The sequence below is a fragment of the Bernardetia sp. MNP-M8 genome (assembly GCF_037126285.1).
Classification (GTDB): Bacteria; Bacteroidota; Bacteroidia; order Cytophagales; family Bernardetiaceae; genus Bernardetia.
Genome location: NZ_CP147012.1, coordinates 1652032 through 1676095 on the forward strand (window position 1 = coordinate 1652032; position 24064 = coordinate 1676095).

The 24064-nt window shown below is 30.8% G+C and carries 19 protein-coding genes; 9 read left to right on the plus strand and 10 right to left on the minus strand.

The genetic code is table 11. The features are described 5' to 3' along the window. Positions 1 to 45 precede the first annotated feature (45 nt). A complete protein-coding gene (locus V9L04_RS06855) occupies positions 46 to 3177 on the minus strand; it encodes a two-component regulator propeller domain-containing protein (protein ID WP_338793344.1) in 3132 nt (1043 codons plus the stop codon). A 220-nt stretch (positions 3178 to 3397) separates the two neighbouring features. On the opposite strand from V9L04_RS06855, the gene V9L04_RS06860 reads away from it, so the two are divergent. Further along, positions 3398 to 4624: a hypothetical protein gene (locus V9L04_RS06860; protein WP_338793345.1), complete on the plus strand. Its 1227-nt coding sequence runs from the start codon at positions 3398 to 3400 to the stop codon at positions 4622 to 4624. A gap of 92 nt (positions 4625 to 4716) precedes the next feature. Further along, positions 4717 to 4887, plus strand: a complete 171-nt coding sequence (locus tag V9L04_RS06865; protein ID WP_338793346.1) for a DUF5522 domain-containing protein — start codon at positions 4717 to 4719, stop codon at positions 4885 to 4887. Position 4888: 1 nt separating this feature from the next. Here the strand turns inward: V9L04_RS06865 and V9L04_RS06870 are convergent, their stop codons facing one another. After that, positions 4889 to 5845 carry a hypothetical protein gene (locus tag V9L04_RS06870; RefSeq protein ID WP_338793347.1) on the minus strand — a complete coding sequence of 319 codons (957 nt, stop codon included), beginning with the start codon at positions 5843 to 5845 and terminating at the stop codon, positions 4889 to 4891. 222 nt (positions 5846 to 6067) lie between these two features. On the opposite strand from V9L04_RS06870, the gene egtD reads away from it, so the two are divergent. After that, on the plus strand, positions 6068 to 7069 hold the full coding sequence (gene egtD, locus V9L04_RS06875; protein ID WP_338793348.1) for an L-histidine N(alpha)-methyltransferase: 1002 nt from the start codon (positions 6068 to 6070) through the stop codon (positions 7067 to 7069). Between the two features lie 108 nt (positions 7070 to 7177). Here egtD and V9L04_RS06880 read toward each other — a convergent pair whose 3' ends face one another. Further along, positions 7178 to 7849 (minus strand): hypothetical protein, encoded by a 672-nt coding sequence (locus V9L04_RS06880; RefSeq protein WP_338793349.1) that lies wholly within the window; start codon positions 7847 to 7849, stop codon positions 7178 to 7180. Positions 7850 to 8306: 457 nt separating this feature from the next. On the opposite strand from V9L04_RS06880, the gene rfaD reads away from it, so the two are divergent. Next, the gene (gene rfaD / locus V9L04_RS06885; protein WP_338793350.1) at positions 8307 to 9272 is read left to right on the plus strand and encodes an ADP-glyceromanno-heptose 6-epimerase; all 966 of its coding nucleotides are present in this window, start codon (positions 8307 to 8309) and stop codon (positions 9270 to 9272) included. Positions 9273 to 9464: 192 nt separating this feature from the next. Here the strand turns inward: rfaD and V9L04_RS06890 are convergent, their stop codons facing one another. The 4 genes from V9L04_RS06890 to V9L04_RS06905 all read right to left on the minus strand — a co-directional run bounded on the left by V9L04_RS06890 (position 9465) and on the right by V9L04_RS06905 (position 13375). Next, complete coding sequence (locus tag V9L04_RS06890; RefSeq protein WP_338793351.1) at positions 9465 to 9974, minus strand: Rod shape-determining protein MreD; 510 nt, start codon at positions 9972 to 9974, stop codon at positions 9465 to 9467. A 15-nt stretch (positions 9975 to 9989) separates the two neighbouring features. Next, entirely contained in the window at positions 9990 to 10793 is an 804-nt protein-coding gene (gene mreC / locus V9L04_RS06895) for a rod shape-determining protein MreC (RefSeq protein WP_338793352.1), read from the minus strand. 227 nt (positions 10794 to 11020) lie between these two features. After that, positions 11021 to 12040: a rod shape-determining protein gene (locus V9L04_RS06900; protein ID WP_338793353.1), complete on the minus strand. Its 1020-nt coding sequence runs from the start codon at positions 12038 to 12040 to the stop codon at positions 11021 to 11023. Positions 12041 to 12817: 777 nt separating this feature from the next. Beyond that, a complete protein-coding gene (locus V9L04_RS06905) occupies positions 12818 to 13375 on the minus strand; it encodes a hypothetical protein (protein ID WP_338793354.1) in 558 nt (185 codons plus the stop codon). 403 nt (positions 13376 to 13778) lie between these two features. Between V9L04_RS06905 and V9L04_RS06910 the strand changes: the two genes are divergently transcribed. From V9L04_RS06910 to V9L04_RS06925, 4 genes are all read left to right on the plus strand, one after another. Then, positions 13779 to 14411: a TetR/AcrR family transcriptional regulator gene (locus V9L04_RS06910; RefSeq protein ID WP_338793355.1), complete on the plus strand. Its 633-nt coding sequence runs from the start codon at positions 13779 to 13781 to the stop codon at positions 14409 to 14411. A 211-nt stretch (positions 14412 to 14622) separates the two neighbouring features. Next, a complete protein-coding gene (locus V9L04_RS06915; protein WP_338793356.1) occupies positions 14623 to 15522 on the plus strand; it encodes an SDR family oxidoreductase in 900 nt (299 codons plus the stop codon). Positions 15523 to 15758: 236 nt separating this feature from the next. Next, complete coding sequence (locus V9L04_RS06920) at positions 15759 to 17633, plus strand: SpoIIE family protein phosphatase (protein ID WP_338793357.1); 1875 nt, start codon at positions 15759 to 15761, stop codon at positions 17631 to 17633. Between the two features lie 32 nt (positions 17634 to 17665). Next, the gene (locus tag V9L04_RS06925) at positions 17666 to 18787 is read left to right on the plus strand and encodes an endonuclease/exonuclease/phosphatase family protein (RefSeq protein WP_338793358.1); all 1122 of its coding nucleotides are present in this window, start codon (positions 17666 to 17668) and stop codon (positions 18785 to 18787) included. An 88-nt stretch (positions 18788 to 18875) separates the two neighbouring features. Here the strand turns inward: V9L04_RS06925 and V9L04_RS06930 are convergent, their stop codons facing one another. Then, positions 18876 to 19481, minus strand: a complete 606-nt coding sequence (locus V9L04_RS06930; protein ID WP_338793359.1) for a hypothetical protein — start codon at positions 19479 to 19481, stop codon at positions 18876 to 18878. Between the two features lie 231 nt (positions 19482 to 19712). On the opposite strand from V9L04_RS06930, the gene V9L04_RS06935 reads away from it, so the two are divergent. Beyond that, a complete protein-coding gene (locus V9L04_RS06935; protein WP_338793360.1) occupies positions 19713 to 19925 on the plus strand; it encodes a hypothetical protein in 213 nt (70 codons plus the stop codon). Between the two features lie 15 nt (positions 19926 to 19940). Here the strand turns inward: V9L04_RS06935 and V9L04_RS06940 are convergent, their stop codons facing one another. Then, positions 19941 to 21569 (minus strand): hypothetical protein, encoded by a 1629-nt coding sequence (locus V9L04_RS06940; RefSeq protein WP_338793361.1) that lies wholly within the window; start codon positions 21567 to 21569, stop codon positions 19941 to 19943. A gap of 212 nt (positions 21570 to 21781) precedes the next feature. Continuing rightward, positions 21782 to 23881, minus strand: coding sequence for an alkaline phosphatase D family protein (locus V9L04_RS06945; protein WP_338793362.1), 2100 nt, complete (start codon positions 23879 to 23881; stop codon positions 21782 to 21784). Positions 23882 to 24064 lie beyond the last annotated feature (183 nt).

Consider the following 24064-nt stretch of genomic DNA (forward strand, 5'->3'; position numbering starts at 1 on the left):
TCGCATTTTTGAGGATAAACATCGTATTTTGATGTTTTTATTTCCCTAAATACCCTTTTTATTTATATCTATTTTTAGTTTTAGCTGTACAAGTATTCCTCCTTCTTCTCTATTTTTCCATATAAAATCTTCTTCATAAGAAACATCTTTTAGTATTTTCAAACCTCTTCCGTTTCTTAATGCTGATTTATTAGAATATTTTGATAAATCTTCTGAAAAGCCTTTTCCATTATCTGTATAAACAATAAATACACTTCCTTCTTCTTTAAATAGCTTGATATTTATGGTAGGTTTTATTTGATTATTCTCTAAAAACTCTTTTGGAAAAGCATATTTTAATGTGTTTCGGATAAGCTCGGCTATACATACAACTACTTTTCTAATTGCTGAACGCTCTCCTTTTATTTTAGCATCCAAATTAGATTTTGTTTTGACATCAATTATACTTTCATAATTATATTTTTTGAGAATATTCATAGATATATCATCAAGCAATTCTTTTACTTCTATATTACTTTTACTTCTGCTCAATCTATTTATAAAGACATAATAATTAGCAATGGCTAACAAACTGCTTTGCAAGTTTTCAAAAAGATTTTGGTTTTCCTTCTTTAATAAATCTTTAATATGAAACTTTCCAGCTCTCTGAATAATTAATACATCATTATCTAAATCGTGTTCTAAACTATCTTGAAGAATTTCAATTTCTTTTTTTTGTTTATCTATTACTACATTTTTTTTACTTTTAATTAAAAAAGCAGTAAGAAGCGAGAAGAAACTTATTACCATAGAAGAAATAAGCAGGGCATAAAACCACCACGTTTGATAAAACTCTGCCTTTATAGTTACTGGTAGTGTAAGAGTTGCTTCTGCGCCACCTATATTATCTTTAGCTCTAATAATAAGCGTATAATGTCCTGGAGGAACATTAATGAATGAAATTCTTTTGTTATCTGGACTGATACCTAAAGTGTCATTGCTATATCCCTCAAGATAGTAGGAGAGCCTAACTTCTTCTTTTTCTTGATAGTGAATAGCTGTAAATTCAATAGTAAATGAGTTGATACCTTTTTCCAAAATCAGATGTTGGGGATTATAAAGCCCTCCCTTCAGTTCCATATTAGAGCTATCTCTACCTGCATTTACGTGAAGAAGTTTTAAATAAATATCTACATTTTTATCCATCATGAGACTATCTGGATGAAAAGTTACAAATTCTCCATGGTTTCCGAAAACTACTTCCCCATTTTCACGTAATGTTCCTGAAATAGCATTAGCTCCATTCGAAAGCATTTTTCGCCCATTAAAGCGAATAATTTCTTCTTTTTCAGGAATAAATAAAAAGGTTTCTTTATTAGCACTAATCCATACTCTTCCTTTTTTGTCTTTTACTGCCGTCATGCATTTTTTATCAGGTATATTTCCTAAAAATGGTTTCCATCGATTACTAGTTCTATCAAAATAGAATATTCCTTCTCCCATAGTAATGAGCCAAAGTTTTTTATTTTTATCTTCAAAAATAGAAATAGGTATTATCTTATTTATTTGTTTGCCCTTAGCATCTACAAACTTCATGTGTTCGAAGGTTTCTGTTTTTCTATCAAAACGATAAAGTCTATTTGGATACATTCCTATCCACATATCACTTTTTAGGTCTTCATAGATAAGCCATACTTTGTTTGCTAAACTATTAGCTGTAGAGTCTGGTCTGTAAATTTTAAATTCTCTCTTATCATAGTCAAATTGCTGGAGTCCGTCGTAGGAGGCAAACCAAAGTTTGTCATCTTTCGTTTGATAGATGTTCCAAATTATTAGAGCTGACGAACTCGGATTAGGTGGATAAAACTGACTAAATGTTTTGGTTTTTGGATGAAATAAATTAATTCCAAGCCCTGTACCAACCCATAATCTGTTTTGCCTATCTTCTAAAATAGCATAAATCTCCCTCCCACTAATGTTTTTAGAATTCTCTTCACTTGGACGATAATTTGCGACAAAATTCCAGTTACTATCATACTGGGTAAGTCCAGAAGTTTTGTAGTGTGCTGTTCCCACCCAGATATTTTTATTGCTATCTTCATGTATTTCCCAAATCTGTTCAGAAGAAAGAGTGGATAGAGTAAGGCTGTTATCTAGTTCTCGGTAGAATCTGCGTATAGTTATGTTATTTGCATCAATACGATACAAAGCAGAACTAGTAGCTATCCATGTATGACCTAATTTGTCTACTAGCATATCATTATAATTTCTCTGTTTTATATCTATATGAGAGCTAGTTGTAGGAGTATAATTAAAAAACTTATTTTCTTTTGGATAAAACAAGCTTATACCTTCATAATAGTTCGCCATCCATAGTCGCCCGTCTTGGTCTTGTTGTATAGTTGTTATATTGTCGATGTCTATCTTTTCATTCTGTTTTTTTTCTACTTGTTCATTAAAAGAATAAAGTTTCCATTGATTATTACTATTTTTCAGAAGCCCTTGGTTGGTAGCTAACCATATTTGGTTATTATCTTTTAAAATGTCTCTTACTTTTAAGTCCTCTTTTAGAAAATCTATTTTTACTTGAGAGAACACCTTCTTTTTTAAACTATATTCCCATAATCCACTATCTGTAGCCACCCATAGTATATCAGAAGTTAGGTAAGCTACATCATGAATCTTTTTATCTTGAATTGGAAAATTAGTAGAACTTAGATTTTTGTTTGAAATATCAATAGATAGAATGCCATTTTTTGCAGTTGTTACCCAAAGTGTATTTGGATTAATGAAAAATAGTTTAGTAATTAATAATTCATTCCCCTCTTCTAGGTCAATTTCTTCTAAAGAATATTGTTTTTTATTGTAAAAGTGTAATTTTGAGTTTCCATACCATATATTTCCATCTTTATCTTCTGTAATCGCACTTACATAAGACATTATAGCTTTTGGAAACAGTCTAGTAATAGGCTTTATTTCATAACCATCATAAAAGTACAACCCATAAAGAGTTCCCAGCCATAAAATACCTTCCTTGTCTTGATGCAAACAACGAATTTCTGTGATATCATTTAGTTCTCTTTCATACCCTCTGACATTGAACTGTCCTTTTTGAGCTATTAAGATAGGTTTAACAGTTTTTTGTCCCCATATATTTCCATAAGAAAAAACGAATAATAATAAGAGTAAGTATCTCATAAAAAGTAGTAGTTTAAAAGAAATAAAAAAACAAATTACAAAAAGGTGTTTTTTATTAAAAAAAGCAAATTTTAGATACTAAAACGAGGAAAATCCCTTATCTGGAAAATTAGATTATATAACAAATTTCTTTTTAGCTAAAAAAAATAACTCTATCCAAACCCTAAGTCACAAAATCTCGTTTATCTGCTAAACTTATTTACTTGAGTAGGAAATTTATATGAAAGACAATAAAAACAATAATAGGACAACTTTAGAAAACCAGCCTAAAGAATCAACTACTGATGATTTTGGTAGTTTAGACTTGAATAAGTATAAAAATAGCCATAAAAAAGAGACAGAAAATGTACTTATTCCACTTTCTAAGCAATCAAGAAATGGAAATAGTGATGATGATAAACAAAAACAAAGTACACATGCAGAACGTGTGTACAAGTTTCGTATGCAACGTTTGCAATACATCAAAAAAGATATTGGAACAACTAGAAATCAAATAGAAAAAGCTCGTCAGCATGTTCGTAAGGATTTAATGCCAATTATTGACAGAATTGCTACACAAAAATTTGAGTTTGTGCGTATTTTGGATGAAGCGTATGAAAAACAATTTTTTACGTTCAAACAAAAAGAACATATTCGCAAACTGATTGAGGATAGAAGTCATCAACTTTTACAGCAATATCGTTTCGAACCTGCTCGTAAAATGTATAAAAAATACGTCAAACACAATCGTAACTTAGATACAGATGTCTTTAATTCGGCTAGTGATGCAGCCAAAGAATTTGCAGAAGCTGTAAATGATTTACTTTTTGATTGGAGAAAAGACAGAGAAAAAAATAAAGACAAAAAGCGTTTTGATATAAATGAAGATTCTGAAAATATAAGCGAAGAAAGTGATGGATTCAGAATAGAAGATTTTGATAAAGGAAATAAAAAACGTGTTGTTTTTCATTCAGATAAAAAGAATAAACCTTTCGATACTGCACAGGCTTTACGTATTCTTTACACTCGTCTTGCTAAAGACTTACATCCTGATTTGGAACAAGATGAAAAACGAAAAGGAGAAAAAAATGATGTTATGCGTCGTCTGACAGAGGCTTATAAAAACGAGGATTTGTATGAACTCTTACAAATTCAGTTTGAGTATAATGCTGACAATTCAGAAAATTATACGGATGCACTTCCAGAAGAACAATTAAGAGTAATCAATGAAACTCTTCTTTCTCAAATCAAAAAATTACAGGAAGAATATAAAGAAATGACTGTCTTTGGTGAAGATGCTATTCTATACCGACAGTTTTGTGCTCCCAATGATCCGAAAGGTGAATTGACTAATATAAAGGTAAACCGTCACAAAGAAGAGTTGGTTTTTGAGCTTTTAGATTTAAAAGATGAAATGCAAATTATCTTGAATAAAGAGAAATTTGAGAAATATTTGAAGGATTTATAGACGTTCTAAACAATACAGACAAACAAATTATTTAGTTTTGACAATTATTTGATTATTTTTGTCCGTTTCAAAATTACTAAACTTCAAGAAAAGTGTTCGAAAAACCATTGTCTCAAATAGAAAAAGGAGATTTTTACTTTAATGAAGAAGGATTGATGGTTTTTACAGCTCAGTATCATTTAAAAAGAGGATATTGTTGTAAAAATATATGTTTGAACTGTCCTTGGGATTATAAAAGAGAAAAACATAAAACTAAAAAATAAACTAATAACTCTCTCTTATTAGCATATAATCATCTTCTACATTTAATGTTGTGTCACTAAATTGAAGGGCATTATCCAATAACATAAAATCTTTCATAATATAAATGTCACCTTCCCACGTTTTATGAAACTCTCCTGATTCGTCGTAGCTACTTGTCCAAGTAGTAAATAAAACACGTCCCTCTCCTTTATTATTTACCATGACTTTCTGAAAATCAGTTTTCATGGATAAATAACTGTACAACATAGGCACACTCATTCCATAAAATGCTTGTGCATTATATGTTTTGCCTTCCTCAACGACTCTAAATTCAGGCTTGACATATAATTGTCCGTTATCATAAGGAAAATTAGCTGTTTCTTTGTTTATATATTTTTTAGAATGGAAATCTATAACTCGGTGTTGTAACAACCATGTTTTAGCCTCTAAGCTAAGTAAAGCTGTATTCCAAACTAAAGGAAGTGTATTTTCTAATTTCCATAGTTCTAACTCAGTATCTGAATAAGCATCTGAGCCAAGTGCACAATCTTTACACTCTTCAGCAATAATATTATAATGATAGGCTTGAAGGCTATCTTTTAATAAATTCTGTGCATTTTGAGATAAAAAAAGTTGTTCGTTATTTTCTACTGAATTATAATTTGGTTCTATCATTTCTTGACGAAAAGCATCAATACGTTCTCTCAAAGATTGACTTTTTTCATAGGCATATTCCATACTTTGAAGATGCCTTAGCGAATCTCCTTTTGCTTGTTTCCAGTTAGTTTTGAAATAACCTATTTTATTTTTGTCTTGTTGATAAAGGTCAAAAAAGCCTCTCAAACGTTTATTTGATTGTTCTATCAAGACTTTCGTTTGCTCAGATGTTTGTTTACGTGAAAAAATATCATACACCAAACTTAGTGAAACAACAAGAACTAAAATCCATAATACCAAAGGTAGTGTAGTTTTTTTCATAAACTATAAAAAACAAAAATGAAAAGAGAGATTCAAAATTAGACGCTTTTTCAAAAATACGTATTCAAAGAGTGATAAACAACAGTCGCTAAATAATAAGGCAAATTTTATTCTGTATTTTATCCTGCATATTTTTCCATAAAAATAAAACCAAAAGTAGTTCCATAAGTTAGCAGAAGTATACAATTAATCTTATTATTTTCTGTTTAATCTCTATTACTCTTGATTTCTTCTACTCCAAACTCTGACACAATAGATACATTATCTACCTTCGAAAAAGATATTTTAGAAGGATTGGAAGCAACTCCCAAAAAATTATCTTCTAAATATTTTTATGATGATCAGGGGAGTAAACTATTTCAAACAATTATGAATTTGCCTGAGTATTATCTTACTCGTAGTGAATATGAAATTTTTGAATCCTACAAAGAACAACTGCATAGTCAGTTTTCAGAGAATATTAAAACTTTTAATTTAATAGAATTAGGAGCTGGAGACGGACTTAAAACACAAGTTTTATTATCTTATTTTGTAGAAAAGGCAACTCCTTTTAGCTATCTTCCTATTGATATTTCAGCAGAAGCTCTTTATCAACTCAAAAAAAGATTTACCAAAACAATTCCGTCTCTTAATTTTGAAGGTATAGAAGGAGAATATTTTGAGGCTTTGGCACAACTAAAAACTAAAAATAGTTTAGCTAGAGAAGATAGCACAAGAAATATTGTTCTATTTTTAGGTTCAAATATTGGAAATTTTGGAAATGAACAAAGTCTCAGTTTTCTGAAAAAATTAGCTCAAAATCTTAATCAAGATGATTATTTGCTTTTAGGATTTGATCTCAAAAAACATCCACACATTATCAAAATGGCGTATGATGATGCTAGTGGAGTAACAAAGGCATTCAACCTAAATCTTTTAAGGAGAATAAATAGAGAATTAAATGCAAATTTTAATATTGAAAAATTTGACTTCTATTCTACTTATGTTCCTGAGACAGGTGAAGTAAGAAGTTATATCATAAGTGGAGCAAAGCAAGAAGTAATCTTAAAAAAAATAAATAAAACTATTAAATTCGAATGGGGAGAAACTATCCATACCGAAATTTCTAGAAAATATAGTGCAAGTCAAATGAAGGAAATTGCAGCAGAAGCAGGTTTTGAGTTTGTAGAGTCTTATACAGATTGTAAAGGATATTTCACAGATATGCTTTTGCGAGTAAAATAAAGTCTCATTTGTTTTTAGATAAATTTTATATAAAAAAAGTCATTTACAATTTAAGTGTAAATGACTTTTGTATTTAATGTTGTTTTAGAAAAATTAGATTTATAACTTTTAAGAAGCATATCTAATAGTTGCTTTATAATTTCCTGTTAAATCACAGCCTTTCATATCAAGTTCTATCATTCCTGTTCCAAAAAACAAATAGGTTTTTTTTCTCCAAGAACCATCTTTTTTCTCCATAAACAGTGTAATTTCTACCTGTCCACCACTTGGAGAATAAACATATCCTTTTTCTGCTGTCGCACCTGTATCATTTCCTTCACAAGGCAATTTATCAACCTTAAAAACTTTAAATAAAGGAGTTTGATCTTTCTTTTTATGTATTTCTTCTATTTTATAGGTATCAGGAAAAGAACAAGTTCCATCATCTTGAAAACAAGCAAAAGCATAAAAATTTCCTGTGTAATTACAATCAGAAAGTTTTAATTCAATAAAACCAGCTCCTTGTCTTGTATATTCTTTTTTCTCCCAATATCCAGATTTTGTTTGTACAAAAATAGCTACAACTACCCAATCTGTAGAACGGGTGCTAACATAACCTCTATCAAAGCTACAACCTCCTTGTTTACAGCCATTTGGAGTGCTACGTTCAGTAAGTTTAAATTGAGGTTTTTCAGCTACTTCCACAATTCTATTTTCTGTATTTACAGATAAGTCTGAAGCAGAGAGCAGGAAAAAATTCCAATTAAAAATTAAAAATAATGAGTAAAAAAACAGTTGCATACGTAAGTAATATTTGTGATAAAGTCTTGGTTTTCAATTCAAAAATACATCAAAAATCAATACTTTACTAATAGCTCGTTAAAATTTTATAAAAGTATACTAAAATAATAGCTAGTTTAGAGTTTGTCTTATGAGTATTTTTGATTCAATGAAGTATCCTAGTATCAAAGTAGCAAACAGAGTACCTATTTTTTTTTCTAACATTGATTTTTATTTTCATTCGATGTATCTATGAAAATATTGGTTGTATGGCTTTCAAATTAGGTTTAATATTCTTATTTTTGGTATTTTTGACTTTCGTTTTTTCTTTTCCTTCAACTAATGCTAAAGATAATAAAAAACGAGTAATACATGAGTGATTATTTGTTGATTAACTCACTATAAATTGATAAAGATATTTTCAAATGGATACTCATTTTATTCTAATTATCCTACATACAAATAATATATAATACAAATGATTGTAGTAACAGGTGCAGCAGGTTTTATTGGTAGTGCATTAATTAGTCGTCTTTTAGAAGCTGGTCATAGTCGTATCATCGCTGTAGACGACTTTTCATTTATCGAAAAAAATAAAAATTTAGCAGAAAAGCAAATTACTGAGCGTGTAGAACGTGAAGAATTCTTTGATTGGCTCAAAAAAAATTACATCGACATAGAATTCATATTTCACATTGGTGCCCGTACAGATACTACCGAGTTTGATTATAGTATTTTTGAACATTTGAATGTAGATTATAGCAAAAAAATGTGGAATGCCTGTGTCGAATACTCAATTCCATTAGTATATGCTTCTTCGGCTGCAACATACGGTGCAGGAGAATATGGTTATGAAGATGATGAAAGCCGAATTCCACTGCTAAAACCTCTTAATCCGTATGGAAAGTCAAAACAAGAGTTTGATATTTGGGCATTAGAACAAGACAAAACTCCTCCTTTTTGGGCAGGATTAAAGTTTTTTAATGTCTATGGTCCTAATGAGTTTCATAAAGGACGTATGGCTTCAGTTATTTTTCATACCTATCATCAGATTTTGAAAACAGGTGAAATGAAACTTTTTCGTTCTCATAATCCTAATTTTAAAGATGGTGAGCAACTTCGTGATTTTGTTTATGTAAAAGACTTGATAGAAGTATGTTTGTTTTTGATGAATGAGCAACCCAAATCAAGCATTTATAATTTAGGAAGTGGCACTGCACGTACTTTTTTAGATTTGGTCAAAAACACATTTTATGCTCTTGATAAAACTCCTAAAATAGATTTTGTAGATACACCTGCTGATATTCGTGATAAATACCAATACTATACACAGGCTGATATGGAAAAATTAAAAAAAGCAGGCTATACTAAAGAATTTCATACCCTAGAAGAAGGTGTAGAGGATTATGTCAAGAATTATTTAATAGAAAATAAATATTATTAAGCATCTTTTTTAGAATGAAAGTTTGAGGGTATTTTCCACCTTTCTGCTCCTCTTTTCCCACGATTAAAATCGTGGATTTTGTTATAATATGTAATTCTGTCCAATTACTTAAGCCTTGTTAGTTTTTCAATAAACCAAAAAACACCTAAAATAATGATTTCAGGTGTTTTTTTTGGGTGTTTATCTGTAAATTTATTTACTTCTGTAAAATAAAAATTGCCCAATTATAAGTACAAACAAACTCAAAACTGTACTTGCTAAAATTACAAAAAAATTAGAAAGCCAAAGCGAAAAATTGCTTCCTTGTATTAAGAACAAGATAGAATGATGAAGAAATAAAATAATTCCTGAATAGGTTACAAACCAGTTGAAACCTAGTTTTGAAAGAGTTGGATTTTCTATACCATCATAACCTCCACTAGGACGTATAAATTGAATAATAGAAGGGCGAATAAATGCAATAATGACCATTGTAGCAGCATGTACACCAGCAGTATCATAAAAAACATCTACAGCTAACCCCATTCCAAACCCTAAAAGTAAGAGTGTTGTAAGACTTATTTCAAGAGGAAGTAAAATTAAAAAACCTACATAAACAAAACAAAAAGCAGTATCAAAAAGAGCTACATTTCTGAAAAGTAACACTTGAAGAAGCCAATAAATAAAAAAACTTATAAATTGAGTAATTGTACTTGGATTCATTTTTTTCTCGTTTTTCTATTTCTCTATCGTAACTTGTTCTAAAGAATCAATTTCTGATTTATACTGGTTTTCTATCACATAAACATAAGAGAGTTTTGTAAAATCAGTAGCCAAACGTATATTTACTTCATTAAAATTGCCTTTTGCAGAAGTAAAATTAACCTCTTCTATATAACCAATTAAGAATTCTTTTGGATAAAAATTATTTTCTACACTCGTAACTACTGTATCACCTACTTTTATATCTTTTGCAGAAGTATATAAAAGATTTGAACTGCGATAATCTTTACCATCCCATTGTGTAGTAGCATTTACTCCATTGCGTTTTATCTGTGAAGCTATCTGATAATCAATATGTAAAATACTTCTTACTGTTGCATAATTACTAGAAACAGCTTCTATTTTTCCTGCAATTCCAGAGTCTGTAATCACTCCCATTCCTTTTTTGATTCCTTGTTTGCTTCCTTTGTTTATTGTCAGGAAATTTCGTTCTAATAAATAAGAATGCTTGATAACCTTAGCAGGAATAAGTTGGTATTCAGAAACAGATAAAAGTTGAAGTGAATCCAGACCTACAAACTTTTCAGACAATGAAAAAAGCCTCAAACTATCCTTTTGTTTTTGGGAAAGATTAGGATATGCTTTATCGAAAGCAATTGTGTCATTAACTTGATTTTTACGTATTTGTGAAGCTAAAAGAGAATGAAGTTTTGTATTTTCCTCTAAAAGTCGTTCGTTTTCATCTTTTAAGTTCCAACGAGTAGCTATCCAATTTTGCATATCTAAACTTGTTCCAACGACAGAACTAGCTGATGTCAAGAAAACAATTCTTTGATAAGTATTGTGATTTATAATCAACCAAAAACAGATTGCTTCTAACAAAAGAAAAAGCAAAAAATTACGAAACCGATAAAGAAAATTAATTAATTCTTTCAATTTGTATAATTACATTTATTTGTTGGTGTAACTACGCTAAAACACCAACAAAGGCAGGATAAATTAAAATTTAATTCTAACTTCTAAAATCTGACTTCTAACTTTATATTTTAGTCTAATAAAACAGGTTTGAAACGAGTTACATCATTCAGAGCAATGCCAGTTCCACGTACTACTGCACGTAATGGGTCTTCTGCAATGTGAATAGGTAGTTTTGTTTTGAGAGAAAGTCGTTTGTCTAGTCCACGCAAAAGCGCACCACCACCTGTCAAATAAATTCCGTTTTCGTAAATATCGGCAGCTAATTCTGGAGGAGTAATCTCAAGAGCCTTCAAAACAGCTTCTTCAATTTTTGAAATAGATTTATCTAATGAAAAAGCAATTTCGCTATACGATACTTTTACTACTTTTGGAATACCTGTCATCAAATCTCTTCCACGCACTTCATAATCATCTGGTGCATTTTCAAGCTCAGACATGGCAGCTCCTACCTCAATTTTGATACGTTCAGCAGAGCGTTCTCCAATTAAAAGATTGTGCTGACGACGCATATAGTCTAAAATATCTTTATTAAATACATCTCCTGCTGTACGTATAGATTGGTCACAAACAATACCTGAAAGTGCAATAACAGCAATTTCGGTTGTTCCACCTCCTATATCTACAATCATTGAACCGACAGGCTGCTCAATATCGATACCGATACCAATAGCTGCTGCAATTGGTTCTTTTATCATATAGACTTGTTTTGCACCTGCTTGTTCAGCAGATTCTTTTACAGCACGTTTTTCTACTTCTGTAATGCCAGAAGGAATACAAATTACGATGCGATTGGAAAGATTAAAACGACTACGTTCTATCATCTTGATAAGCCCTTTTATCATTTGTTGAGCTGCATCAAAATCAGCAATTACACCATCACGAAGAGGACGAATAGTTCGAATATCTTCGTGTGTTTTTTCGTGCATTTGCATGGCTTTTCTTCCGATAGCCATTACTTTTCCTGTACGTTTGTCAAGTGCAATAATAGAAGGTTCGTCCACGACGATTTTCCCTCTATGAATAATTAGTGTGTTAGCTGTGCCTAAGTCAATGGCAATATCGCTAGTAAATACGTCAAAGAAACCCATAAGAAAGAGTGAGTAGCAGGATTGTTTCTTTATTTTATTCACCTAAAAGAATTAAGCTGATAAAATAAATGGAAATTTTTTTATATTAAACTTACTTCAAAATAAAGCAAGAGAGAAATTCTAATTTAAATAACTAATCTCAACTTATAACTTATATCCAAGAACTATAGTATTTTTTGTCCTTAAAGTTATAGTTTATGATTTATTTGTGTGTAGTTGATAGTTGTTGATTTTGAGAAATTTACCTTTAATATAATTTGAAATTAATAGCATTTCAGATTATTTACTAAACAATTCTTTATCTAAAAAAACGTTTTTCTACAAGGCAAAGGGAATATCTATAAAATCATGTGCAAAATTAGATAATTTAAACAGAAATCAAACCCATATTAAATTTATTTTGCATTTTTTTGAGTAAAACTAGTACACTACTTTACTAATTAAATCAAAATATGTACTAATTGGGAAAATTATTGTACTAGGAAAAGAAACTAGATTTTACTATTCCTATTCTTAGGAATATAAAATGAATAAATTTACACTTTGAAAAATTCACGCATTAATAAACAAGGTTTTAACCCTGTTCAATTAAAAAACTACCTTTTGTGATTTTTTACAAAAATATGTTTTCAAAAATACGCTATGAATTATAAATTGGACAGGGTTTTAACACTGTTTTTATAGATAGCTAAAAATGTAAATTTATTTTTGTAGTCTTCCTTAGATAGAACGCAAATTTTTCTCACTTTGGAATTTATGAAAAAATAAAACCTATATTTAGGCATTAGCTAAACGAGTGTAAAGAAAAAAAAGTAACGCAATTAATATAAAAACAAAAGGTGCAGCAGCCATTTGAATACCGTTTCTCAATAAATAATGGTAAAAATAATGTGGATTTCCTGTTAATTGATCAAATAAAGAAAGTTCAGAATAGGCAAAATAAGCCATTATTAGTGCTAACAAACATAATCCAAGACCTGTAGAAAGCAAAGCGATTACTCCTACTGCTCTGCTCATTGCAGCTACAACTGCTCCCACTATTAGTCCTAAGCCTACAAATGCAGAAATGAAAGTTAAGACTGCTAAGCGTTTTCCTCTATTTTTTTTAGATTTTTTTTGTTTTTTACTCGTCACTTGATTTTTTTCAGATATAAGCTCTTCTTTTTTGGTGGTATCACTTTCTACACGTACTTTTTCAAAATCAATATTTTGTATTCTATCAGCCACTAAAAAAATAGTGTCTTTAGTTAAAATGCTATCAGAAACACTCTGCTCACTAGCAAAGACAGTCAAACTCATGGACTGAAAGACAAGCATAAAAAAGAAAACTTTCATAAAAAAGAATTAAGAAAAGAAGTAGAGAACATAAATTAAAGTGAAAAGAAAATTATACATAAACGACGTGTTTTTTTGTTAAAATGTAACAATAACTAAAAAATAATTTTAAGTAGCCATGAAGGATAATGCTCGCTGACACTCGGTCATTTTTATAGAAACAATTTGAATACTGGAAAAGTATAAATAACTCTAATCAGAGTACAAAAACATTCATAACCAATTGATAAAAAGCAACTTATAAACGTTAAATTCTAAATTATTTCTACTTTTTTTATGAAAAAATTTGCAAATTCAAACCTTTGTGCTACCTTTATGTTCATATAATGACTGTCGGTCATTTATGGGTTGAATATTCAATCAAAAATAATAGACACACAACTTAGTCAGAATTTAATTTTCAATGGGAATAGCAGAGCGAAAGGCAAGGGAACGAGTGCATAGAAGAAATGCAATCGTTGATGCAGCCGAAGATGTAATTTTCAAGCACGGTTTTTCTGTTGCAACAATGGCACAAGTAGCCAAAGCTGCCGAACTTAGCAAAGGAACTTTATACCTTTATTTTAAAAGCAAAGAAGAATTATATAGAGCTATCATTTTGAGAGGTTTTATAATTCTAAAAAAAATGCTTCGTGAAGCAACCAAAGAAGGAAGTTCAGGTTATGAAAAAGTCATTATTGTAGGAAAGACTTATGTAGAGTTTTCAGAAAAATATCCAAATTATTTTACAACTATTTTGGATTATCAGAATGACACATTCAACCTTGCTTCTGCTGAAGCTGAATCATTACAAGCCTTAGAAGAAGGAAATGCAGTGATTACAATTTTGGTAAAAGCACTTAAAGAAGGAGCGAAAGATGGAAGTATTGCCGAACAAGGCAATCCATTCGAAACTGCTTTCGTTCTTTGGAGTCAGTTTACAGGTCTTTTGCAGGTCATAAAGCGAAAAATAAATATCATTGAACATTATTTTTCTCTTACAAAAGAAGATTTGCTTACTACACATTGGAAAATGATAGAAAGAATGCTAAAGTAAATTCAGAAATAACTAAGTCAATTTGTAAGAAGTAAGAAAGATAAAGTTTGAGAAGCTAAAATTATTTTTTGTTTTTTTACAACTTATTTCTAATAAACTCGTTTTATATAAATACTCTGCAAGCCGAGTAATTTTGAAACATAAAAAATATTCAACTAGTCAAAAAAGATTATAATAACAAAGAAATTCTAAACTAAACTTATCTACTATTATGTCAAGAATAACCAACAAAATCGTACTTATTACAGGAGGAGCAAGTGGAATCGGCAAAATTATGGGTCGTAAGTGTATGGAAGAAGGAGCTTCTGAGCTTGTAATTTGGGATATTAATCAAAAAGGGCTTGACGAAGTAGCTTTAGAATTTGGAAATAAAGGATATAAAGTTCATACTTATAAAGTTGATGTTTCTGATTTAGAAAGCATTCAAAATGCCGCTTCTAAAGTAGCAACTGAAGTAGGAACAATAGATATTTTATTCAATAATGCAGGAATTGTAGTAGGAAAGCATTTTGAAGACCATTCATATGAAGATATTGAAAAAACAGTTCGTATAAATGTTTTGGGCGTGATGCACATCGCTAGAGCATTTGTAGCTGGAATGATTAAAAAAGGAGCAGGACATATTATTAATATTTCTTCAGCTTCAGCTTTTACACCAAATCCTCGTATGTCTGTTTATGCAGGTAGTAAGTGGGCTGTTTTGGGTTGGTCTGAATCACTTCGTTTAGAGATGGAGCAAATCAATGAGAGTCAGAAAACAGATTTGCATGTCACAACGGTAATGCCTGGTTATATTGATACAGGAATGTTTAATGGAGCTTCTGCGCCTCTTCTTACACCACTTTTAATACCTGAAGAAATTGCATCAGATATTATTAAAGCTGTAAAAACAAATGAAATTTTGGTTCAAGAACCATTTATGGTAAAAGTAGTACCATTATTGCGTGGTGTATTACCAACACGAGTATACGATTTCCTTGCAGGAAATATTTTTAATGTATACAACTCAATGAGCAAATTTACTGGAAGAAATGAAGTTTCTTCTGGACAAAAACATTCAAAAGACTTGGGAAGCGCAACCCAAGAGCAGGAAATTCCTGCTATCAAATAGCGTAACACATAGAGTATTTTTCTTTTTTATTAAAGAATTTTCTCTATTGTTTGTGTTTGTGTGTTAGGTCGAAAACTCTTTCTCTCTGAGAAAGAGTTTTTTTTTAGTTTTTTAGATTCAATAAATTATGGTAAATTTCTGATTGATTATCATAATTAGAAAATATAATACAATACTTACTATTACTTTTAAGTAAAAAATAATTTTTGCTTTTTTCTTAAAGCTAATTTAGATAAATGGACTTTATCAAAAAAATTTGGCAAAAAGTTTCAGCTCTTGGCATAGATAATTCTATGGAGAGAACTGAACGAAAACGTGTGCGTATATTAAACCAAATAAATGTACTTCTTTTTTTAGAAGTGCCTCTATTTATGATAGTGCATCTTTTCACCAACAAATGGCTTTCACTTATCTTGCTTTTTATTGGAATTGGTTTCTTATCTAATTTACTCCTTAACAAGAACAAGAAATTTTCTATTGCTCGTACAGGTACTTTTTTTTGGTTTTGGATTACTGTTTCATTGTTCTGTGTATTTTTGGGTGAAAAGTCGGGTATTGTACACACTTTTTATCTATTAGCTTTACTTCCATTCGTTATTTATCCTATCACACAAAAAGCAAGAATAGCTATACTTGTTGTGATAGCACTTATTTCATTCTTTGGATTTTATGCTGTAAGGCTATTTTATGATTTAGAAAGGTTTGTAGTGTTGAGTGAAAACGAACAGAATTACTTATTTATTCCTGTTGTTTTTACAGTATTTACTGTACTTTGTGCATTGGTTGGAACATTTGCATTTCATAATCAAGAATCTGAAAAAGAATTATTACAAACTCTAAAAGAAACTGAGCAACTCAATACCATCACACAAGAACAAAATGAAGAACTTGCAACTACTGAAAAAGCACTTCAAGAAGCATTAAGACAAGTAGAAAAAGATAAAGAAGAAATAGTAGTAAAAAATAATGAGTTGCAGGCGCAAGAAGAAGAAATGAGGCAAACAGTCGAAGAACTGACAAGTGTAAATGAGCAAATGAAGCTACAAGAAGAAAAATTACGTGTACAAGTACAGGAAAATAAGTTGCAACTTTATCAAATTGAACAGCAAGAAGATTTAATGCGTAGCTCGTTCGAAGAATTACAAGAAAAAACAGAGCAAATGGAAGCACAGGAGGCAATTATGCAGCAAGCCATGATTGAAATGAATCGTATCAACGAAGAATTACAAGTCTCTGAACAACGTTTAGAAAAGGAAGTTGAGCGAAGAACAGCACAAATTGCATCACAAAATAAAGCCTTAGAACATTCTTATCTTGCTTTAGAGTCCAAAACACGTACATTACATCAAAGTATTAATTATGCAAAGCATATTCAAAATGCTATTTTGCCTCCCAAAATGGTAGTAAAAGCTCTTTTTTCTGAATCATTTGTTTTCTACAAGCCAAAAGATATAGTTTCAGGAGATTTTTATTGGGTAGATAGAAAGATAAATAGTGATGGTAATATGCGTATTGCCATTGCAGCCGTTGATTGTACAGGACACGGTGTACCAGGAGCAATTATGTCTATGATTGGATATAATCTGTTAAACCAATTTTCCAATCAAGCAACTTTAGAAGAACCTCACTTATTAGTGGAAAAACTACACAATGGAGTAATTCAGTCGCTTCAACAAGAACATACAGAAAATCGTGATGGAATGGATTTATCTATTTGTGTTTATGATTCTGAAAAACAAACAATTGATTTTGTAGGAGCTAAAAATCCTCTCATTTACATTCAAGATAATCAATTACAAGAAATAAAAGGAACAAATGCAAGTGTAGGAGGAGCTTTCTATAAACAGAAAAAAATACATTTTGAAAAACACACTATTGATGTAAGTAAACCCACAACCATTTATTTGTACTCTGATGGCTATCAAGATCAGTTTGGAGGAAAAAAGGGACGAAAATTTATGAAATCTAAATTCAAAAAATTACTTTTTGACAATCATCAAAAACCCATGGAAGAACAATCTAAACTATTTAGAACTACCTTTAACAAATGGAAAGAAGACGAAGACCAAGTAGATGATGTTTTGTTGATTGGTCTAAAAATTAACTCTTAAAAAATCAAATAATATCAAAACCATAAATTCCAATGCAAAAAACTTTCTTACTTTCTATAATCAGTTGTTTTATTTTGTTTTCTTGTTCGCCCTCTAAAAATGCAACAGAAAAAGAAAATACGGCTTTAGCAGATGAATTTAAGCCAAAAACAGAAGCTGATTCTGCCATTGAAGCTATCGAAAACATGCCTGCTTATAATCCAAATCCTTCTGTTCATACAGTTGCTTTTTACAATGTTGAAAATTTGTTTGATACAGAAGATGACCCAAATACTTTTGATGATGACTTCACTCCCAATGGAAAGCAGAAATGGACAACTGAACGCTATGAGCAAAAAATAAAAAAAATAGCTAAAGTAATCAGTATGATAGGCGATGAAGATGGAGCAGAAATCATTGGAGTTTGTGAAATAGAAAATGAAAAGGTTTTGAAAGATTTAATCAATGATCCACTTTTGAAAAAATATGGTTATAATTATGTTCATTATGATTCGCCTGATGAAAGAGGAATTGATGTAGCACTTCTTTATAAAGAACCTGTTTTTAAGGTTACCTCTTCAAAAAACTATGAAGCCAAACTTCCTGATAATGATAAGACAAGAGATGTTTTGTTGGTTTCTGGAAAGTTAGAAGGTGAAGAGATTCATATTGTAGTAAATCATTGGTCTTCAAGAGGTGGAGGAGAAGAAAAAAGTCGTCCTAAACGTATGGTTTCTGCGCTTGTTGCTCGTCAGATTGTAGATGATTTGGAAGCAAAAAATCCGAATGCAAAAATCCTTTTAATGGGTGATTTTAATGATGAACCTTTCAATGAAAGTATAACAAAAGGCTTGCAAGCTATTGAATCACCAGATATTAAAGGAAAGCAGCTTTTCAATGTATTTGCTTCATTAGAAAAAGAAGGAAAAGGAACATACAACTACAAAGGAGACTGGAATATGCTTGATCAAATTATTATCAATAAAGGATTTTTTGTAGCCAATAATAATGCAAAAGGCTGGCGTTATCTTGATGGAAATATTTATGACCAAGAATTTTTGAAAGAAACATCAGGAAAATATAAAGGAAATCCGTTCAGAATGTATGTAGGAACAAAGTTTTTGGGTGGTTATAGCGACCATTTTCCTATTTATGTGCATTTGGAAAGACAATAAAGATATAGGTTAAACGATTTTTTGAAAAAGTGTGATTAAAATTCTATTCTAATCACACTTTTTTATTAGTTTTATTTTCAAGTAAAGCTCATTTAGTATGAATTTCAAAAGTAGCTTGAATAGGACTGCCTTTTTTGGTTGTTCCTACAATACTTCCTCTTGTATACCCTTTTTCTTCATCAAAAATATCAATCGTTAGTGTACCTCTTTCTAAAGAACCTTCAATATTTGCTAATCCATTATTATAATAAAGAGTCACAGTTGCAGAACGTTCAGGACTTGACATAATTGGAAAACTCCCTTTATTATCTCCTATGGCAGTAATAACTAGATTTGTATTCGTATTTCGATAATTAGCAACCATAATATTGACTGTTTTCAAATTTTCATCATAATCCACTACGTTTTCGCTACGAAGGGTTTCAAAAATATAATCTTGTTCTGCAAAATCTTCATCATCAATTTTTACATTTACGATTCCTCCTTGTAGTTCTTCTTGCAAATCTTCATATTTCATTTTTTTGATTTCCTCATTAGTTATTTTACTAGGTTTACTAAGAAGTTCATTTGTAGTCGTTTGGTTGTCCTCTTTTACCACAAACGTATCTGTGTTTTCTTTTTCAACATTGGAAGAGGTACAAGCTGAAAATAAAGTAAAAGCAAAGAAAATAAAGACAAAAAAAATATTTTTCATTAGTGCTTAGGTTTTAGTAGAAAATTCTTAAATTGAAGTTGTTTAAGAATACTCATTTTTCCTTAGAACTGAGTTTGCAAACCTAGTTCTAAGGAAAAATAATAAAGCCTTTGTTGGTGTTTTAGCGTAGCGACACCAACAAATATATCCACAAATCCTATTCTTAAACAACTTCATTGTAAAAAAACAATAATTTTATATTCAAATCAAATTTACATAAAAATATCAATTATGAACAAAAAATGGGAATATGCTACTTTAGAATGGCTTTGGGACTCGCATAGTCTACGTTGTAATTTACCAAATGGAAGTGAAGAAAAAAGTACAGGTTCATATGCAGAAGTTGTTCAAACACTTTCTCAACTAGGAACACAAGGTTGGGAAGTGGCAAGCTGTGCAGCTCAAACAAACTGGCTTTTTTGGACACTAAAACGAGAAATTTGAATCTTTTTTATTCTTTTAAGGCAACATAGAAGTAATAAGACCACTTCGAATAGTTCGCCAAACATATCTTAATAAACTATCATTGTATTCTCTTTGATATTTTATTTCGCCTTCTTTTCCTTCGACATCTTTGTCTACAACTGTATTTAAAAGTCCACTTAAAAATTTACGTTTTTTATCCGAATTTTTCTTTAATAAAGTTACTTCTAAATCATTATAAGTAATGCGAAAAGTTCCTGTTGCATATCCATCTCTAATTTTGGCATCAAACTCTGCTCTTTTTATGACTCCTTTATTGGCTTCAAAACGAGTGATGGGAGAAAGCATTTTATTGAGTGATGGAATTTGAATTTCTGTACAAAATCCATTGATATTTCCTTCAAATGTCTCTGTATTAAGTGGCATTTCCATGGCAATCTCAATTCTGCTTTCTTTCATAAAATACATATCTGCTTTTATTTTGGCAGGTTTAGACTCTTCAAAGTTATGAAAGTTGAGAGCTGTCATATTCAAACTATCAAAGGCAAGGCTTCCTATTCCATCCAATCCTTCAGCACGCTCTGAATATACAATATTTCCTTTTTCTATTTGCAAAGTATCTATTGCCAAACCAATTTTCCATTCATAAGGCATTTTTTTCTCACTAGGTTTTCCATGTCTATTTCTATCTTTCAAAATAGAAATATCAGGATTAAAAACTAGAATTTTGTCAGCTTTTATGAGTTGTCTTTGTAGTGCTTGCCAATCTAAATTATGCGCTTCTAACTGTTGCGCTTTTATCTCTCGTTTTTCATCTAAATCTTGAGATAACTGCACATTTTTTACTTTTACAAGGTTATTTCCATAGTTTATTTCTCCTATTTTAAAATTTGTACCATTTTGGTGTGCCATTGAATAATTATCAATCAATAGTTTAGCATCAGAAAAACGCAAAACATCTACATAAGAAGTATCAAAACTGACAGTATTCAATGTTCCATTTAGCGTATCAACCATTTGTACAAAATCAGCCGTTTTATGATTTAACTGTTCAAAAGAAACTTGGACTTTTTCTGAGCTAAAACGAAATGTAGGAGGTTTGAGCCATCTAGCATCATCTATTTCTAAGTCTAATTTTTTGAGTTCTATAATTGAATTTGAATTATACTGATAACGTCCTGTTAGATTTTGTATTTCCAAAACTCCTACTGAAAGAGGTGCAACTACAAAATTAGCTACTGTATCAGCAGCACCAGAAACACCTTGTGTAGAATCAGCAACATACTTTATTTCAATAACAGGATTTTGAAGTGTAACTCTATCGGCATGCCATTCTCCTTTCGAAATATATTTCCAAAGACTTGCCCCTTTAAAAACTACTTTCTCTACATCGATTTTTGCCTTTGGTTTCCCTTTCTCTTCTGCTGAAACACTATCTGTTCTAACTTTAATTTTTTCTAAGGTTACTTTTGTAGGTAGTAATTGGACATGAACATCATCTATTTCTATTCTGTAAGGAGATTTTTTATTTTCATTAATAGAAGTAGTAATTTGATTTTTTAAGTAGTTATCTAAATAATTGACAGCTACAAAACCTCCCACAACAAGCACTAGAATAATGCTTCCTACAATGATAAGGAATTTTTTAGATATAATATTTTTCATAAAACAGATAGAATTTTGAGATAGGTATAAAAATAGAGTTTAAAAAATAGGCTTTATAATGAGCCTGCAAAAATAAGAACGTTAAACAAAAGGCAAAGTTTTTTTTAATACAGAATTAAAGTGAAATAAAACAGAAAAACACAAAAAACACTTCCTTTTTAAAGAAAAAAGAAGTGTTCAATTAAAATAAATCAATTTTACAGTCATTTTTTTTATTTCTCTACTACAACTCTACGGCTAATCTGTCCTTTTGGTGTTTCGAATTGAAGAATATAAACACCTACTGAAAGGTCTTTTACAGAAAAATGAAGAGCAAAATTTCCACTCACATTTTTTTGTTCATTGATTACTCTTATAGTTTTTCCTTGAGAATCAATAAGTTTGATTTTGACATTCATTGGACGAGCAACTGCATAATTTACAAGTGCAATTGTAGAAGAAGGATTTGGATACAAACTCAAAATTGCAATATCTGTAAACTCATTTTTTGTAGGAAAAAGACCTAAAACTTCATCCACATATTCAGGAACTTCATTTGGTGCTGCTGTTGCTTGTGTAGATTTAGGTTCAGTCTGTGCATCTGCTTTTGTTAGATGATTTCTTCCATCTGTTGTTAGCCAGCCTTCTCCAAAGTTCTCAATTTCAGAAGGTTCTAACACTTTATCTACAAAAAACCAATCTGCCTGAACAGCACTTTCTTTAATATCCAAAATAAAGTAACCATGTCTGTCCAAATCAACAAACTTCATGTGAGGATTTGGATTAATGCCTTCTAAAGGTGCAGGAAGAGGTTTGTTAATTTGGTATTCTAAAGCTGCTGAAGTAGCTGCACCTACATTTTCATCAAAATTAGCAGAAGCAATACTTGGAGTGGCAAACTCAACAGCTACAGAACCTTCACCAGTTGAAGCATTATAAGTAGGAGTTGCCTCATCAAAGCCAAAAATAGATGGACGTTTTGCAACATCAAAGGCAAAAGTAGAATGAAAATCACCTGTCAGCCAAACTATATTGTCGATAGAATTACCTGACATAAAATCAATAATATTATCTCTTTCTATTGGATAACCATCCCAAATATCTGTAAATGTACTTTCTACTTGTGCAGGTGTTTGTGGAGGAGTAAGCGCAGCAGCAGCCCATCCGACATTAAACTCCGAAAAAATAACTTGGTTTCCGATTACTTTCCATTTTGCAGTAGAGTTACCTAGTTTATCCAAAAACCATTCTTTTTGAGTTTGCCCTAAAAGTGTACGGTTTGGTGCATACATAAGTGGATTTGTAACATCATTAATTTGCTCATCACGCCCTTCGATACGAGTATCAATCATAATCAAATCCATCAAATTTCCGTAATTAATAACACGATAGATTCCTGTATTTTGCGTTCGGATGGGCATCCATTCATCATATACTTTTTTAGAAATTGCTTTTCTATCTGCCCAACTTCCTTCTGTCGAATCAGTATGATTTTGCGCTCCATCTTTGTAAGAATCATTTGCAAATTCATGGTCATCCCAAATAGTAATGAAAGGATGCTGTTGATGCGCTCTTCGAAGATTATGGTCTAAACGATACAATGAATAACGAGTACGATAATCTGCAACAGTCAAAATTTCTGTTTCTGGTTGATGTGAACGTTCGATAAGGTTTGCGCCATACGCTCCTTTTCCATACTCATAAATATAGTCTCCCAAATGAACAACAGCATCAAGGTCATTTCGGTCTGCAATTCTTCCAAAGGCATTGAAATAACCAGCTTCATAATTTTGACAAGAAACAACAGCAAATTTTAAATGTTCTGCATTGGTTTCATTAGGAGCTGTCTTGGTACGACCAATAAGTGAATTTGCTTCCAAAGCAGAAAAGTAATAATAATAAGTTGTATTTGGCTGTAAACCAACTACATCAATCTTGACTGTAAAATCTCTATCTGCATTTGTAGTAAACTCTCCTTCTGCAACTACATTTTTAAGCTCAACATCAGAAGTTAAATACCATTTTACAGGAATATCACTTGTTTGTGTTTCTGTATCTGGTGTTACTCGTGTCCAAATAATTACTCGGTCAGAAAGAGGATCACCAGAAGCAATCCCATGATAAAATGGTTTTAGACGCTCTTCGAAAGGTAAGCCATCTTGAACATCATTTTGAGAACTAATCTTGGATATTTTTCTTTTGAGAGAAATAGGAGCAGGTTGTGCTGTTGGACTGACTATCTTTGTGATTGTGCCAGTATCTTGTCCAAAGACTGGTAAACTAGTTACCGAAAAAGCAATACAATACAAGATAAATAAAGTAGTTTTTTTCATTGCGAAACAATTTTGAATTATTTTAGTGATGGATTTTTAAAATACTTCGCAAGTTGAATTTATAAATTTACTTTATCATTAGTTTTATATGAATTTTCTTTGAATCACTATTAAGTATGTAAACTTGTTTTGCACGATAAGCCATGTCATAAAAGATAAAATTTGGTACAAAAAAGACTTTCC